We start from the raw sequence: 15,879 nt of genomic DNA, 5'->3' as shown, positions 1-15,879 counted from the left end.
AACGTCCGTGCAATAAGCCTATGGATTATTAGTACTACTCGGCTATGACATTACTGCCTTTACACCTGTAGCCTATCAACGTGGTAATCTCCCACGATCCTTTAAAGAAATCTCATCTTGTGGTGGGTTTCGCGCTTATATGCTTTCAGCGCTTATCCCTTCCCAACGTAGCTACCCAGCAATGCTCCTGGCGGAACAACTGGTACACCAGAGGTTAGTCCATTCCGGTCCTCTCGTACTAGGAACAGATCCACTCAAATTTCTAACGCCCACTGTAGATAGAGACCGAACTGTCTCACGACGTTCTGAACCCAGCTCGCGTGCCACTTTAATGGGCGAACAGCCCAACCCTTGGGACCTTCTCCAGCCCCAGGATGTGACGAGCCGACATCGAGGTGCCAAACCCCCCCGTCGATGTGAGCTCTTGGGGGAGATCAGCCTGTTATCCCCGGCGTACCTTTTATCCTTTGAGCGATGGCCCTTCCATACGGAACCACCGGATCACTATGCTCTACTTTCGTACCTGATCGACCTGTATGTCTCTCAGTCAAGCGCCCTTATGCCATTGCACTCTACGCACGGTTACCAAGCGTGCTGAGGGCACCTTTAGAAGCCTCCGTTACTCTTTTGGAGGCGACCACCCCAGTCAAACTACCCACCAAGCACTGTCCCCCGCAAAGCGGGGTTAGACTCTAGATAAGCAAAGGGTGGTATTTCAACAATGACTCCACAACGCCTAGCGACGCCGCTTCAAAGTCTCCCACCTATCCTACACATTACTTATCCAAAACCAATACTAAGCTATAGTAAAGGTGCACGGGGTCTTTTCGTCCCACAGCGGGTAATCGGCATCTTCACCGATACTACAATTTCACCGAGCTCATGGCTGAGACAGTGTCCAGATCGTTGCACCATTCGTGCAGGTCGGAACTTACCCGACAAGGAATTTCGCTACCTTAGGACCGTTATAGTTACGGCCGCCGTTTACTGGGGCTTCATTTCAGAGCGTCGCCGAAGCTAACCCCTCCACTTAACCTTCCAGCACCGGGCAGGTGTCAGGCCCTATACATCATCTTTCGATTTAGCAGAGCCCTGTGTTTTTGATAAACAGTCGCCTGGACCTCTTCACTGCGGCCCCCGCCGAAGCGGGGGCGACCCTTCTCCCGAAGTTACGGGTCGATTTTGCCTAGTTCCTTAGCCATGAATCTCTCGAGCACCTTAGAATTCTCATCCCAACTACCTGTGTCGGTTTAGGGTACGGGCTGCTTCACTTGCTTTTCTTGGAAGTCGATTTGCTAGATTATCACCGCTGCCGAAGCTTTGGTGTACTATCGCCGTGTTACCACTGGCTTCAACGCACAATTCCGTCTGTGCGCACTAACTTTTCGCCTCCGTCACTTTTAGCGTGAGCAGGTACAGGAATATTAACCTGTTGTCCATCCACTACCCCTTTCGGGTTCGCGTTAGGTCCCGACTAACCCTCAGCTGATTAGCATAGCTGAGGAAACCTTAGTCTTTCGGTGTGCGGGTTTCTCGCCCGCATTATCGTTACTTATGCCTACATTTTCTTTTGTAGCTTCTCCAGCAAAGCTCACGCTTCACCTTCGACGACACTACAATGCTCCCCTACCACTCTCGTCCCGAGGACGGAGTCCATAGCTTCGGTAGTATGTTTATGCCCGATTATTATCCATGCCGGATCGCTCGACTAGTGAGCTGTTACGCACTCTTTAAATGAATGGCTGCTTCCAAGCCAACATCCTAGCTGTCTATGCAATCCAACCTCGTTTTTTCAACTTAACATACATTTTGGGACCTTAGCTGATGGTCTGGGTTCTTTCCCTCTCGGACATGGACCTTAGCACCCATGCCCTCACTGCATTACATCATTTTATAGCATTCGGAGTTTGTCAGGAATTGGTAGGCGGTGAAGCCCCCGCATCCAATCAGTAGCTCTACCTCTATAAAACTAATAATACGCTGCACCTAAATGCATTTCGGGGAGTACGAGCTATTTCCGAGTTTGATTGGCCTTTCACCCCTACCCACAGGTCATCCCAAGACTTTTCAACGTCAACGGGTTCGGTCCTCCACTGTATGTTACTACAGCTTCAACCTGCCCATGGGTAGATCACACGGTTTCGCGTCTACCGCCACTAACTATACGCCCTATTCAGACTCGCTTTCGCTACGGATCCGCACCTGAAGTGCTTAACCTTGCTAGAAACGGTAACTCGTAGGCTCATTATGCAAAAGGCACGCCGTCACCCAAAAGGGCTCCGACCGCTTGTAAGCGTATGGTTTCAGGATCTATTTCACTCCGTTATTCACGGTTCTTTTCACCTTTCCCTCACGGTACTAGTTCACTATCGGTCTCTCAGGAGTATTTAGCCTTACCGGATGGTCCCGGCAAATTCATACAGGATTACACGTGTCCCGCACTACTCAGGATACCACTATGATTTATGCTCTTTACTTATACGGGACTATCACCCTCTACGGTTCTGATTTCCAACAGATTCTAATTCATTACACAATCAACAGCGTGGTCCTACAACCCCAATCTTGCCGTAACAAGACTGGTTTGGGCTAATCCGCGTTCGCTCGCCGCTACTTACGGAATCACTTTTGTTTTCTTCTCCTCCAGGTACTTAGATGTTTCAGTTCCCTGGGTTTGCTCACCTTACGGTGTACTATATCTTCAATATAGTGGGTTGCCCCATTCGGATATTTGCGGATCAATTTGTATGTGCCAATCCCCGCAACTTTTCGCAGCTTATCACGTCCTTCATCGCCTCTGAGAGCCTAGGCATTCCCCATACGCCCTTATTTAGCTTATTGCACTTTTGTCTTTTTAATGAGTTTACTCTAATTATTGCTAGCTCGCAACAATTTTAATTTACTTTTTCTATTAAATATATATAAAATATATCTAATGTTTCATGTATCTTTTTCAATATGTCAATGATCGTGTGGCGTATCACCACTGATAAATAATATCAGTAACAATAACCGTTGTGGAGAATATCGGAGTCGAACCGATGACCTCCTGCGTGCAAGGCAGGCGCTCTAGCCAGCTGAGCTAATCCCCCATTTCTTTAAGTTATGAGTTATTAGTTATGAGTTTTGAGTAAAAACTCGCAACTAACCCAACTTCTAGATTTTCCATTATATAAAAAAATTAGTAGTCTCCACGCCTGCGTCGTGGCAAGCCAGGCAAATCTCTCTGCCCTTGGTGAAAACTAGTAGTCTCCACGCCTGCGTCGTGGCAAGCCAGGCAAATCTCTCTGCCCTTGGTGAAAACTAGTAGTCTCAGGCAGACTCGAACTGCCGACCTCTACATTATCAGTGTAGCGCTCTAACCAGCTGAGCTATGAGACTCTACTTTTTTTATTGGTATCTTTTTTAATTAACAGCTATGAGAACAAACAATTTCTTTCCTTCACAATTTACCTTTAGTCGTCTTTCTCTAGAAAGGAGGTGTTCCAGCCGCACCTTCCGGTACGGCTACCTTGTTACGACTTAGCCCTAGTTATCGACTTTACCCTAGGCCGCTCCTTGCGGTGACGGACTTCAGGCACTTCCAACTTCCATGGCTTGACGGGCGGTGTGTACAAGGCCCGGGAACGTATTCACCGGATCATGGCTGATATCCGATTACTAGCGATTCCAGCTTCACGGAGTCGAGTTGCAGACTCCGATCCGAACTGTGATAGGGTTTATAGATTCGCTCCTGGTCGCCCAGTGGCTGCTCTCTGTCCCTACCATTGTAGCACGTGTGTAGCCCAGGACGTAAGGGCCGTGATGATTTGACGTCATCCCCACCTTCCTCACAGTTTGCACTGGCAGTCTTGTTAGAGTTCCCGACATGACTCGCTGGCAACTAACAACAGGGGTTGCGCTCGTTATAGGACTTAACCTGACACCTCACGGCACGAGCTGACGACAACCATGCAGCACCTTGTAAGTGGTCCGAAGAAATAGCTATCTCTAACTAATGCAACTTACATTTAAGCCCTGGTAAGGTTCCTCGCGTATCATCGAATTAAACCACATGCTCCACCGCTTGTGCGGGCCCCCGTCAATTCCTTTGAGTTTCATTCTTGCGAACGTACTCCCCAGGTGGGTTACTTATCACTTTCGCTTAGCCACTCAGACCGAAGTCCAAACAGCTAGTAACCATCGTTTACGGCGTGGACTACCAGGGTATCTAATCCTGTTCGCTACCCACGCTTTCGTCCATCAGTGTCAGTTGATTATTAGTAATCTGCCTTCGCAATTGGTATTCTATGTAATATCTATGCATTTCACCGCTACACTACATATTCTAACTACTTCATAATAACTCAAGATAACCAGTTTCAAAGGCAATTTTACAGTTGAGCTGCAAGATTTCACCTCTGACTTAATTATCCACCTACGGACCCTTTAAACCCAATGATTCCGGATAACGCTTGGATCCTCCGTATTACCGCGGCTGCTGGCACGGAGTTAGCCGATCCTTATTCTTACAGTACCGTCAAGCCTCTACACGTAGAGGTGTTTCTTCCTGTATAAAAGTAGTTTACAACCCATAGGGCAGTCATCCTACACGCGGCATGGCTGGATCAGAGTTGCCTCCATTGTCCAATATTCCTCACTGCTGCCTCCCGTAGGAGTCTGGTCCGTGTCTCAGTACCAGTGTGGGGGATCCCCCTCTCAGGGCCCCTATCTATCGTAGTCTTGGTAAGCCGTTACCTCACCAACAAACTAATAGAACGCATACTCATCTTATACCGTAACCTTTACTCTAAATGTGATGCCACTCTTAGAGACTATGGGGGGTTAATCTTCATTTCTAAAGGCTATACCCCAGTATAAGGTAGATTGTATACGCGTTACGCACCCGTGCGCCGGTCGTCAGCAGTAGCAAGCTACTCTGTTACCCCTCGACTTGCATGTGTTAAGCCTGCCGCTAGCGTTCATCCTGAGCCAGGATCAAACTCTTCATCGTTAATTTTTAAAGTTTCTCTTAAGAAACCTGTACTCTTAACAACTAAAGGAAATTTAATGTGTTGTACTCAAAATGGTTTATTCTCTGTATTAAATTAATCGTTTCCAATTAATTCTTTACGCTGTCAATCAATATGTTTAATGAACTTTTTATCTTTTTCGCAGATCCCTAAGAACCTAAGCGGCTGCAAATATAAAACCTTTTTTGGTTATCGCAATGCTTTTTGAAAATAAAATTATCTTTTTTTTCAAACCTTATAACACCACAATTAATCAAAGAACTTTTAATAATCTACTACCGTTTTTTAGCGGCTGCAAACATACAACCTTTTTTACCCTAAACAAGATTTATTTTTTGTGTTTTTTTGTTTATTTTTTTTACCCGTTTCTATCTGCTGAATTACAAGTGGTTAGAGCAAGGGGGTTATAGAAAGAAATTCCACACAATTCCGAAGCGTACTACGAAATCTCGGTAAGGATAGTTAGGAGCGGAGTAGAAATTATAGCCTGTAAAGGACGAATTGAGGTGTTCGGCCTTTAAAAAGAGGCGTGTTTGGCGGATTTTGGCATTGATAAAAAAGTCAATCCGTGGGAAATCGCCCACTTCTGTGGTGTTTTGTACATAGAATTCTGCAAGTAATGGATCGTATCGGTTCATATAATAGCTAGAAAAATAACTAAACGTGACTCCTGTTTGTAGGAATAAAGCCTTTTTGAAGAACTCGTTTGTATAGTATAAGGAGTGTCGCGTGACTATTTGAGGGACATTATACACCTCTTCACCCTCCATGACACTTTGATATAGGACGGTATTGTTTAAAGAAAAGTTCCGAAAGCTTATTTCATTTGACAACTTCGCTCTTATATAGTTTACGGTTTTATCAAACTGAAAGGGCTTGACGCCGCCGTTTATGGCTGCGTCTTTAGTGAAATACAAGTAATTATCTAGCGTATTGTAATCTAATTGGAGGGTTCCGAATTTTTTTGAGTGAAGAGTGAACGCTAATTGTTTTGTATTTTGATTCTTAAAATTGTTTTGCCAGTTGTAGTTTAGATAGTCACTTTGAAACAGCTGAAAGTTAAAATCAGGGGCTTTAGAGTTTGAATTGATGCTCGCACGCATATCCATGTCCTCATTAAAGGCGTAAGCTGCTTCTACATTTAGGGAATTTCCTTTTAAATCTCCCGTAAGGTTTAAACCCACATCACCTTTTAAAGCAAAGGCCCCGATGGTTTTTTCGTAGGTTCCCCCAAATGAAACGACAGAACCCAAAAGTCGGTTGGTGATTCTTTGATTGTTTAGGATCACAACAGAGTTATATCCATAATTATAGTTCGTATAGCCTGCATTCACTTTAAAAGCCCCTAAAGTCTTATTGGAATAGCGGGCGTTAAATTCTGCATAAAAGGTTTCAAGAGTGACTTTATCTGAAACTTTGGACGAAATAAAGGCATCTCCAAAATAGCTGTTGCTCGTCGCTTGTGTGAAGTGGTAATATTTATCTTCTAAGGAAAGGATATTCCCTACGGATATTTTGTTAGAATTTAGAGAATCTCGCTCCTTTAGTATATAGGAGTGGTCCAAGTAAAATCGTTTGCCTTCCAAACTACTTTGAGCATCTTGAAATACAGGGTCAAATATGGGGCGGTCTAAGAATTCTTTTACGCCAGATTCAAAATTTAGGAGGTCCTCGTCTGAAAGTCCCCCATTTTCTTCGTTCAAAATATCTTGCATGACAATGTGCGTGCGCACAACGTATCGGTTGTTTTTGGTTTTATAATTTGTTGTAAACCTAAAGTTACCTGTGCTAGATAAAATATGCTCGTACTTACCTAAAGATCGCATGCCTTTGTAAGCAATTGAAAAATTAAATTGTTTAGAGGTGTTAACGGTAAATAAGGCATCTAACAAATGACCTTGTTCAAAACCACTCTTATATAGTAACTCTGTAAGTGGCGTGGGCACGTGGTAGTAATTAATATCATCCACTTCCATATAGTTGAAGTGTTTGGCGTGTGCACCAAATGATGGCTGAAGCTCATTTGATTTGAAGTTTTCTGATAAGGTGTTATAGGTTTGCCCCATATTACTGAACGGCAAAAGCTCAAAATCATCCTTTCGGAGGTAATTAAATTTATACTCCTTATATATAGACAAGGTTGTGTCCAACTGGATGGTGTCGTTTTTACGGGAAATAATCAAATAATCCTTAATGTTCGCTTTTTCATTTTTGACCACCTTTTTAGACGGTCGGTCGGATATAGAATCTCGTCCCTGTCGATTGGGTTCAAAGTTTTTAGGCAACCCTTTTGACTTCTTCGGAATGAATTTTTCTTGAGAGAACGCAGTAGTTCCAAGGAGCAAACAGAAAAGAATTAAGACTAATTTATACATATATAAGGTTCTAACAGCAAATTATTGTTGGCACAAAAATAGCAAATATCTAATCTATTTTGTTTTTTTACAGCATAAAGACTGATTTTTACAATCAATTTAACTTTAAGAGGCGATTTATGTTGGACTTAAATGTTTCAAATTTAGAATTTGAGTGCGGTACAGACGAAGCAGGTCGGGGGTGTTTGGCGGGCCCTGTAACGGCGGCGGCTGTTGTTTTACCCTTGGATTTTTCGAATGAAATTCTGAACGATTCCAAACAACTTTCGCATACAAAACGAAATTTTCTAAAGCCCATCATTGAAACCCAAGCCGTTTCTTATGGGGTTGCACACATATACCCTAAAAAAATTGACAAGATAAACATCCTAAACGCCTCTATTTTGGCGATGCATCATGCGATTGCAAAATTAGAAAAAGTGGAGTTTATCAGTGTGGATGGCAATCGGTTCAAGGCATTCAAAAAAGTACCCCACCAGACGGTGATTAAAGGGGATGGCAAGTATCAAAATATTGCTGCGGCTTCAGTATTGGCAAAAACCTACAGAGATGCGTATATGGAAAAAATTCATGAGGAATTTCCGATGTACAATTGGAAACAAAACAAGGGCTATCCGACGAAAGAACACCGCGCAGCGATTCGTAAATATGGGACGACCAAATACCACCGGCTTTCTTTTAGACTTTTACCAGAATAACTTCCTTTTGAATTATAAGTCTTATCTTTGTTTGGAGTCGAATAAAGGATAACAGCCAATGCATAAGTTTTTATATTTTTTAGTGATTATTTTAACGATTTTTAGTTGTAATTACACTCAGAAATCAACGCGTTCCATCGAGGACTTGGTTCCAAAAAATGCTTCTGTTGTGCTCTCTATAAATTCTCTTGAAGGTTTTCAAAGCGCCATTAACAACAATGCTTTGATTTCTAAAACTGGCGTTTTTAAACTCTTGAAAAAAGCACTCATCCCATTGGACAGCCTCAAAAGTTTGAGTCCACTTTTGGTATGTGTAAATAAAGAGGCCAAGTCACAAGTGTTTACCTTTATTACGCATCAAAGAAATTTGAATTCAACTGATACTCTTTTAATTCCTTACATCACCTTAGACAGTATTTTGGTGGCTTCAACTTCTGCTGTGATTCTTGAATCTGTGAAAATGCAATCGACTTCTGAGTATTCCAAATTATCCAAACTACAACAAACGTCAAATACATTTTCGGTGTATTGTAAAACGTTTCCCGAACTAAAATCAATTCCGTTATTAAATTCTCAATCTGTGTATTTTGGATTTAACATTACTCCTGAAAGTATTGCGATGAATGGTACGATCTTAGATCAAAAATCTCAAAATAAATGGTTTACTCTTTTTGAAACTTTGGAACCTCAACCCCAGAGTTTGCAAACGATTATCCCTGCCGAAAGCACACGGATTAATTCCTTCAATTATACCGATTTTGAGCAACTCACACGAAATATTGATTCCGCAGGTTTTGTGTCAAAAGCATCAACTCTGGCAAAAGCATTTTTTAGTACCACTAAAGAAATTGGCAGCTTTGAAACTTCTGAGGGAACTGGAATTGCTCTAAAATCTATCGATATAAATGCAACCTATGAAGCCTTGAGCAGCTTCCAAAATGAGCTGAGTAGTTTTCGCTCGGTACCGCTGTTTGAGTTTACAGAACCTACTTTGTTCACAGATGCTTTTGGGCCGTTACTAACCACAATCAACCCCACTAAATTTATCATTCTCGATGATTATTTGGTGTTTTCAGGCTCTGAAAAGGTGTTGCAATTTGTGATTTCAAATTATCTGAACAAAAATACGCTTGAAACCAATTATGCTTATGAAACAATTCAAAACGCATTGAGCGACGAAGCCTCCTTTCAAACTTATTTTGACACTAAAGCGTTGGGAACTGTTTTAAACGAACTCTTCGATACAACAATTAAGGAAAAAGATTTAAGCGCCTATAAACTTTCTGCCTTACAATTGGTCAAAGACGATCATATCGTTCATGTGAATAGCATCCTCCAAAAATCAAAATCGAAACAATCAAAAACACAAATTAGCGAAGCATTTAGTTTGACGCTTTCAAACGACATTTTGATGGATCCTGTATTTGTCACCAATCACAGAACCAAAAAGAAAGATATTCTGGTTCAGGATATTGACCATAATTTATATCTCATTTCAAATAAAGGGGTCATTTTCTGGAAAAAGAAACTGAAAGGGGCTATTTTAGGAAAGGTGGAGCAGGTGGATTTGTATAGAAACGGCCGCTTGCAACTGGCATTTGCAACCCTAAACAGACTGTATATTATCGATCGGAATGGGAAAAATGTTGACCAATTTCCGTTGATGTTCAAGGATGAGATTACGCAACCATTAGCAGTATTTGATTATGACAAACAACGAAACTATCGTTTTTTGATCACACAAAACAAAAATCTTTTGATGTATGATTCTAAAGGGAAAGCTGTGAAAGGATTTAAATATAAAGCTGCACAGTCCATCGGCAGCCAACCCAAACATTTTCGAATTCGGGGGAAAGACTATATTGTATTCAGCTCGGGGAATCAACTCAAACTATTGGATCGACGTGGAGCGATTCGCGTGAAGGTAAAAGAGTCGATTGATTTTTCCGGAGAAGCTATTTACTTGTACAATTCTCTGTTTACCACCACTAATACGAAGGGTAATTTAATTCAGGTGAACTCCAAAGGAACCGTTAGCCGTCTATCATTGGGGCTTGACTCAAAGCACGACATGACAAGTTCTTCGAAAACATTGGTGACTCGAAGCGAGAATACATTGACTATAAAATCCTATACTGTAGATTTGGAATACGGAAGCTACTCCCCTCCTAGTTTGTTTTATTTAAGGGATAAAATTTATATTTCGATTACAGATATACAAGCTCAAAAAATTTGGTTGTTTGACAGTCAGGCCAAACCGCTTGCAAGCGTTCCTGTGTTTGGAACGAGTGCTATTGATTTAGCAAATGCAGATGCAGACAGACCCCTTGAGTTTGTAACCAAAGGAGATTCTAACAGCTTAATAATGTATCAGCTGTACTAGACTTCCGTCGCCTCAAAAAGTTTTAGAAAATGTTTTAAAAGTTTGACTTTTACCTCCGCCTCATCGACCTTGGTTTGTCCGAGTTCGACATGCAAAGACGTGACAGCTTTTCCGCGAATTCCACAAGGAATGATGTTATCAAAATAACCTAAATCGGCATTAACATTTAAAGCAAACCCGTGCATGGTCACCCAACGGCTTGCACGCACACCCATCGCGCATATTTTTCGTGCAAAAGGGGTTCCAACATCTAACCACACCCCTGTTTCGCCGGGGCTTCGTTCGGCTTTGAGGCCGTACTCTTCTAAGGTTAAAATAATGGTGTCTTCTAAAAAACGGAGAAATTTATGAATGTCTGTGAAAAAGTTTTCTAGATCTAAAATCGGATAGCCCACCACTTGACCGGGGCCATGATAAGTAATATCGCCGCCACGGTTGATTTTATAAAAAGTAGCCCCTTTGGATTCTAACTGAGCTTCGGACAACAAAAGATTGGACATGTCACCACTTTTACCCAAAGTATAGACATGCGGATGACTGACAAACAACAAATGGTTTGGAGTGCTTAAACCCGCAGATTCGCGACGGTTTTTAATTTTAATATCAATGGTCTCCTTAAATAAGGTCTCTTGATAATCCCAAGCTTCCTTGTAATCTTTGAGTCCCAGATCCTGTATGTTGACGCCTTTATTCATAGGCGGCAAATATACAGATTTATGACTTAGGATTGTTTAAAATTACCAGTGCTGCAATCACGCCAGGTACCCACCCACAAAGGGTTAATAAAAATACGATGACTATGGAACCACAGCCTTTGTCAAACACGGCTAAGGGTGGGAATAAAATAGAGACTATAACGCGCCAAATACTCATAAAAAAAGAGGGTTAAATTAAGTTATACCTATAAGACGTATCTTTTAATAGAACGTTACAAAAGCAATGGAGGATTTATACCGCTTTAATTGAAATCCTAAGCAATAGTCGTTATCTTTGTGTCTTAAATTTTATCAGAGTATTATGTCGCAGCTTTCAGAACAAGAAATTGTCCGTCGAGAAAAACTATCAAAATTACGTGCGTTAGGAATCAATCCTTATCCCGCTGATTTATTCCCCGTAACCCACAGCAGTGCTAAGGTCAAATCTGATTTTTCAGAAGGTACTAAAGTGGTTTTGGCCGGACGTTTGATGCGAAAAAAGATACAAGGAAAAGCGGCATTTGCGGAACTTCAAGACAGTGAAGGCCGTATCCAGATTTACATCAACAGAGATGAAGTTTGTCCTGATGAAGATAAAAGTCTCTATAACGATGTCTTTAAAAAATTGCTCGATTTGGGTGATTTTATTGGGATTGAAGGTGAACTTTTTACCACACAAGTAGGCGAAAAAACAGTGTTGGTAAAACACTTCAAACTGTTATCCAAAGCATTGAAACCCTTACCGCTTCCAAAAACAGATGCGGAAGGCAATACATACGATGAGTTTAATGATCCCGAAATGCGCTACCGTCAGCGGTATGCCGATTTGGTGGTCAACCCTCATGTCAAAGAAGTTTTTGTAAAACGAACTAAACTTTTCAATGCCATGCGTAGTTTCTTTAACGAGGCTGGTTATTTTGAGGTAGAAACGCCCATTTTACAACCGATTGCTGGAGGTGCTGCGGCACGTCCGTTTATGACACATCACAACAGTTTGGACATTCCATTGTACATGCGAATTGCCAATGAATTGTATTTAAAACGATTGATTGTCGGTGGATTTGATGGGGTCTATGAGTTTTCTAAAAACTTCAGAAATGAAGGGATGGACCGTACTCACAATCCAGAGTTTACAGCGATGGAAATTTATGTGGCTTACAAAGATTACAATTGGATGATGGAATTTTGTGAGCAATTGCTAGAACATTGTTCCATCGCCGTGAATGGCACCACAAAAACGACTTTTGGCGAGCATGAAATCGATTTTAAAGCGCCTTATGCTAGAATCACCATGGCGGATTCTATAAAGGAATTTACTGGTTTTGATATCGCTGGAAAAACAGAAGATGAGATTCGCGCAGCGGCTAAAGATTTAGGCGTTGAAGTGGACAACACCATGGGGAAAGGCAAATTGATTGATGAGATTTTTGGAGAAAAATGTGAAGGGAATTACATACAACCGACGTACATCACAGACTATCCAAAAGAGATGAGTCCTTTGTGTAAAGAACATCGCGAAAACCCTGAGCTTACAGAACGTTTTGAATTAATGGTTTGTGGGAAAGAAATTGCGAATGCATACTCAGAATTAAACGATCCTATTGACCAACGCGAACGTTTTGAGCACCAACTAAAATTGGCGCAAAAAGGAGATGATGAAGCAACGGAGTTTATTGATGAAGACTTTTTAAGAGCGCTCGAATACGGCATGCCGCCAACTTCAGGGATGGGCATCGGGATGGACCGTTTGATTATGTTTCTAACCAATAATGCATCGATTCAAGAAGTGTTATTTTTTCCACAAATGAAACCAGAGAAACAAGCATTGGTTTTAAGTGATAACGAAAAAGCGGTTTTTGAGGTCTTAAAATCCAATTCTGGTATTCAATTAGCAGACTTAAAAACACAGTCTGGACTGAGTAATAAAGGTTGGGATAAAGGCATCAAAGGACTGACATCAAAAGAACTCGCAAAAGTCTATAAGACTGATGATGTGCTAGTTGTTGAGTTTTTAGGCTAAATTAATTTTGACTTTACAAGGGTAGGCTTGTTGTTTTGGTTAAAGAATTATTATATTCACTTTTTAATTCACAAACTAAAAGAATAATTAAATGAAAAAGTTAATTTTATTCACCCTTTTGCTACTTGCATTCGTCTCTATTGAGTCGTGTATCAGCATCAAATCAACGTCTAAAAGAAAGGCAGAAGCTGCCAAAGCAGCTAAAAAACCAGATCCAAAACCTAAAAAAGACGCTATCAAGCCTTATGCAAAGGTGATCACTAAAGACGCACAATCAGATGAAGGATTGTTTACGGTTCATAAAATAGACGATAGCTTTTTTTATGAAATCCCTGACACACTTTTTGACAAAGAAATGTTGATGGTAACGCGTATCTCCAAAACAGCTTCAGGCGTTGGATTTGGTGGTGGAAAACAAAACACACAAGTTTTAAGATGGCAAAAGAAAGACAAAAAAGTAATTTTAAGAGTTGTTTCTTATGAAGTTTTTGCAGCCGATTCCCTCCCCGTTCATGAGGCGGTCGTCAATTCAAATTTTGAACCTGTTTTATATACCTTTCCTATAAAAGCATTTAGTGTTGACTCTACTGCGACGGTGATTGATGTGACTGATTTATTTAATAAAGATGTCAAAGCACTCGGACTGTCTTCCCGTTCCAGAAAACGCTATAAAGCGACCCGTTTAGAAAGTGAGAAATCCTTTATAGAAAGTGTAAAAAGTTACCCTAAAAATATTGAAGCGCGCCACGTTAAAACCTATGCGGCGACCAATGCTCCTTCAAATTCTAGTACAGGAACCATTTCTATAGAGATTAATAATTCTATGATTTTATTGCCTGAAAAGTTGATGAAACGTCGCTATTTTGACAAGCGTGTGGGTTGGTTTGCAAGGGGTCAAGTGGATTATGGCTTGGACGATCACCGCAGTAAAGAGGTGACCTTTTTGGACCGTTGGAGACTGGAAGTTAAAGAGGAAGACTTAGAGAAATTCAAAGCAGGTGAGCTTGTAGAACCTAAAAAAAAGATTGTATATTATGTGGACCGTGCGACGCCTGAAAAATGGCGTATATACATCAAACAAGGGATTGAGGATTGGCAAGTTGCTTTTGAAGCGGCTGGTTTTAAAAACGCCATCATTGCAGCCGATCCACCAACCCCAGAAGAAGATCCTGAATGGAGCCCAGAAGATGTTCGTTATTCGGTGGTGCGCTACCTCGCCTCTCCAATTCCGAATGCCAATGGCCCTCATGTAAGTGACCCACGAACAGGTGAGATTTTAGAAAGTGATATCAATTGGTATCACAATGTGATGACCTTATTAAGACGTTGGTTTTTTGTGCAAACATCGGCTATCAATCCGGAAGCACGAATGCCAGAATTTAAAGATGAAGTGATGGGACGTTTGATCCGATTTGTATCGGCTCACGAAGTTGGTCATACCTTGGGACTGCCTCACAATATGGGAAGTAGTTGTGCCTATAAAGTCGAAGATTTACGCAACGCTGCTTTTACTCAAAAATATGGAACGGCACCTTCCATTATGGATTATGCCCGTTTCAATTACATCGCGCAACCCGAAGATACAGGCGTGGCCTTGATGCCAGATGTTGGAGTGTATGACAAGTATGCCATTGCTTGGGGGTATAAACCCATTTTAGATACGACTGCCGAAGCCGAAAAAGAGACGCTTAACAGTTGGATTTTGGAACATGCTGGCGATCCGATGTACCGTTTTGGTCATCAACAAGTGGGGGATGTCGTAGATCCAAGTTCACAAACAGAAGACCTTGGAGATGACGCTATTTTAGCAAGTACCTATGGGATTAAAAATTTAAAACGTATTGTTCCAAACCTCATCGAGTGGACGACGGAAACAGGAGAAGATTACTCTGATTTAAATGATATGTACGGGCAATTGCTCTCTCAATTTAGTCGTTATATGGGCCATGTTGCCAACAATATAGGGGGTGTTTATGAGCAGTACAAAACTGCCGATCAAGCAGGCGCAGTCTATACTTATGTAGATAAGGAACATCAAAAAAATGCGTTGAAATTTATCAACGCACAATTATTCCAAACTCCGGAATGGTTGATTGACCCAACCATTTTTGAACGTATTGAATATTCCGGTTCCATTGAGCGCATCCGAAGACTGCAAGAACGAACCTTAAAAACAATTTTGAGTTTAGGGAAGATGGCGCGCATGATTGAAAATGAAACCATGAATGGTTCTGATGCATATACCCTCCGAAGTATGACGCGGGATTTGAGAACAGGCATTTGGAGTGAGTTGTACTCAGGACGAAAAATAGACACGTACCGACGGAATTTACAACGGGCTCATATGGATCGATTGGCATATTTGATGACTGTCGAAAATCAGAGCAAACGACGGGGCAGTGATTATGTGAAATCGACGGCTGTCAATACCAGTCAATCTGATATTCGTGCGATAGTAAGAGCAGAATTGAAAACCTTGAGAAACCTGATCAGCTCGAGCATTTCAAAAACTTCGAATGGCATGAATAAAATTCACTTGAGGGATGCTGTGGAACGGATCAATTTAATTTTAGACCCGAAATAAGAAAAAGAGGCTGTCTAAAAAACAAATAAACATGTCATTCTGAATTTATTTCAGAATCTCGAAGAATTGAAAATCAATAACTATGAGAAGCTGAAACAAGCCTACTTTCGGT

Annotated in this window: 7 protein-coding genes, 2 tRNA genes and 2 rRNA genes; 4 read left to right on the top strand and 7 right to left on the bottom strand. The window is 41.4% G+C overall.

Features of this window, described 5'->3' with window-relative positions:
• Positions 1-8 precede the first annotated feature (8 nt).
• The 5 genes from FORMB_RS08425 to FORMB_RS08400 all read right to left on the bottom strand — a co-directional run bounded on the left by FORMB_RS08425 (position 9) and on the right by FORMB_RS08400 (position 7,387).
• Positions 9-2,841, bottom strand: a 23S ribosomal RNA gene (locus tag FORMB_RS08425).
• A 177-nt stretch (positions 2,842-3,018) separates the two neighbouring features.
• Positions 3,019-3,092, bottom strand: a tRNA-Ala gene (locus tag FORMB_RS08420).
• A gap of 215 nt (positions 3,093-3,307) precedes the next feature.
• Positions 3,308-3,381: transfer RNA gene (locus tag FORMB_RS08415), tRNA-Ile, on the bottom strand.
• A gap of 92 nt (positions 3,382-3,473) precedes the next feature.
• Positions 3,474-4,993: ribosomal RNA gene (locus tag FORMB_RS08410) — 16S ribosomal RNA — on the bottom strand.
• Together the 16S and 23S rRNA genes with 2 tRNA genes alongside form the textbook arrangement of a ribosomal RNA operon.
• 423 nt (positions 4,994-5,416) lie before the next feature.
• A complete protein-coding gene (locus tag FORMB_RS08400) occupies positions 5,417-7,387 on the bottom strand; it encodes a putative porin (RefSeq protein WP_069677031.1) in 1,971 nt (656 codons plus the stop codon).
• A gap of 119 nt (positions 7,388-7,506) precedes the next feature.
• On the opposite strand from FORMB_RS08400, the gene FORMB_RS08395 reads away from it, so the two are divergent.
• Together FORMB_RS08395 and FORMB_RS08390 are read left to right on the top strand one after the other, a co-directional pair.
• Complete coding sequence (locus tag FORMB_RS08395) at positions 7,507-8,085, top strand: ribonuclease HII (protein WP_069677030.1); 579 nt, start codon at positions 7,507-7,509, stop codon at positions 8,083-8,085.
• A 58-nt stretch (positions 8,086-8,143) separates the two neighbouring features.
• The gene (locus FORMB_RS08390; RefSeq protein WP_069677029.1) at positions 8,144-10,468 is read left to right on the top strand and encodes a hypothetical protein; all 2,325 of its coding nucleotides are present in this window, start codon (positions 8,144-8,146) and stop codon (positions 10,466-10,468) included.
• On the opposite strand, the gene lipB is transcribed toward FORMB_RS08390, so the two are convergent.
• Both lipB and FORMB_RS12860 read right to left on the bottom strand, forming a co-directional pair.
• Positions 10,465-11,163, bottom strand: coding sequence for a lipoyl(octanoyl) transferase LipB (gene lipB / locus FORMB_RS08385; protein ID WP_069677028.1), 699 nt, complete (start codon positions 11,161-11,163; stop codon positions 10,465-10,467). The genes FORMB_RS08390 and lipB overlap by 4 nt on opposite strands.
• Before the next feature lie 19 nt (positions 11,164-11,182).
• Positions 11,183-11,341, bottom strand: a complete 159-nt coding sequence (locus FORMB_RS12860; protein WP_083243942.1) for a YqaE/Pmp3 family membrane protein — start codon at positions 11,339-11,341, stop codon at positions 11,183-11,185.
• Positions 11,342-11,485: 144 nt separating this feature from the next.
• Here FORMB_RS12860 and lysS point away from each other — a divergent pair, with 144 nt between their 5' ends.
• A complete protein-coding gene (lysS, locus tag FORMB_RS08375) occupies positions 11,486-13,183 on the top strand; it encodes a lysine--tRNA ligase (RefSeq protein WP_069677026.1) in 1,698 nt (565 codons plus the stop codon).
• 91 nt (positions 13,184-13,274) lie between these two features.
• On the top strand, positions 13,275-15,767 hold the full coding sequence (locus FORMB_RS08370) for a zinc-dependent metalloprotease (protein ID WP_069677025.1): 2,493 nt from the start codon (positions 13,275-13,277) through the stop codon (positions 15,765-15,767).
• The last annotated feature ends 112 nt before the right edge of the window (positions 15,768-15,879 follow it).

This window comes from Formosa sp. Hel1_33_131 (genome assembly GCF_001735745.1).
Lineage (GTDB): Bacteria > Bacteroidota > Bacteroidia > Flavobacteriales > Flavobacteriaceae > Hel1-33-131.
This window is presented reverse-complemented; position numbering and strand designations above follow the sequence as displayed.

What these genes read in the sequence shown, in the direction of transcription:
- FORMB_RS08400 (WP_069677031.1), bottom strand. Translation starts at nt 7,387, where the DNA reads ATGTATAAATTAGTCTTAATTCTTTTCTGTTTGCTCCTTGGAACTACT.
- FORMB_RS08395 (WP_069677030.1), top strand. Translation starts at nt 7,507, where the DNA reads ATGTTGGACTTAAATGTTTCAAATTTAGAATTTGAGTGCGGTACAGAC.
- FORMB_RS08390 (WP_069677029.1), top strand. Translation starts at nt 8,144, where the DNA reads ATGCATAAGTTTTTATATTTTTTAGTGATTATTTTAACGATTTTTAGT.
- lipB (WP_069677028.1), bottom strand. Translation starts at nt 11,163, where the DNA reads ATGAATAAAGGCGTCAACATACAGGATCTGGGACTCAAAGATTACAAG.
- FORMB_RS12860 (WP_083243942.1), bottom strand. Translation starts at nt 11,341, where the DNA reads ATGAGTATTTGGCGCGTTATAGTCTCTATTTTATTCCCACCCTTAGCC.
- lysS (WP_069677026.1), top strand. Translation starts at nt 11,486, where the DNA reads ATGTCGCAGCTTTCAGAACAAGAAATTGTCCGTCGAGAAAAACTATCA.
- FORMB_RS08370 (WP_069677025.1), top strand. Translation starts at nt 13,275, where the DNA reads ATGAAAAAGTTAATTTTATTCACCCTTTTGCTACTTGCATTCGTCTCT.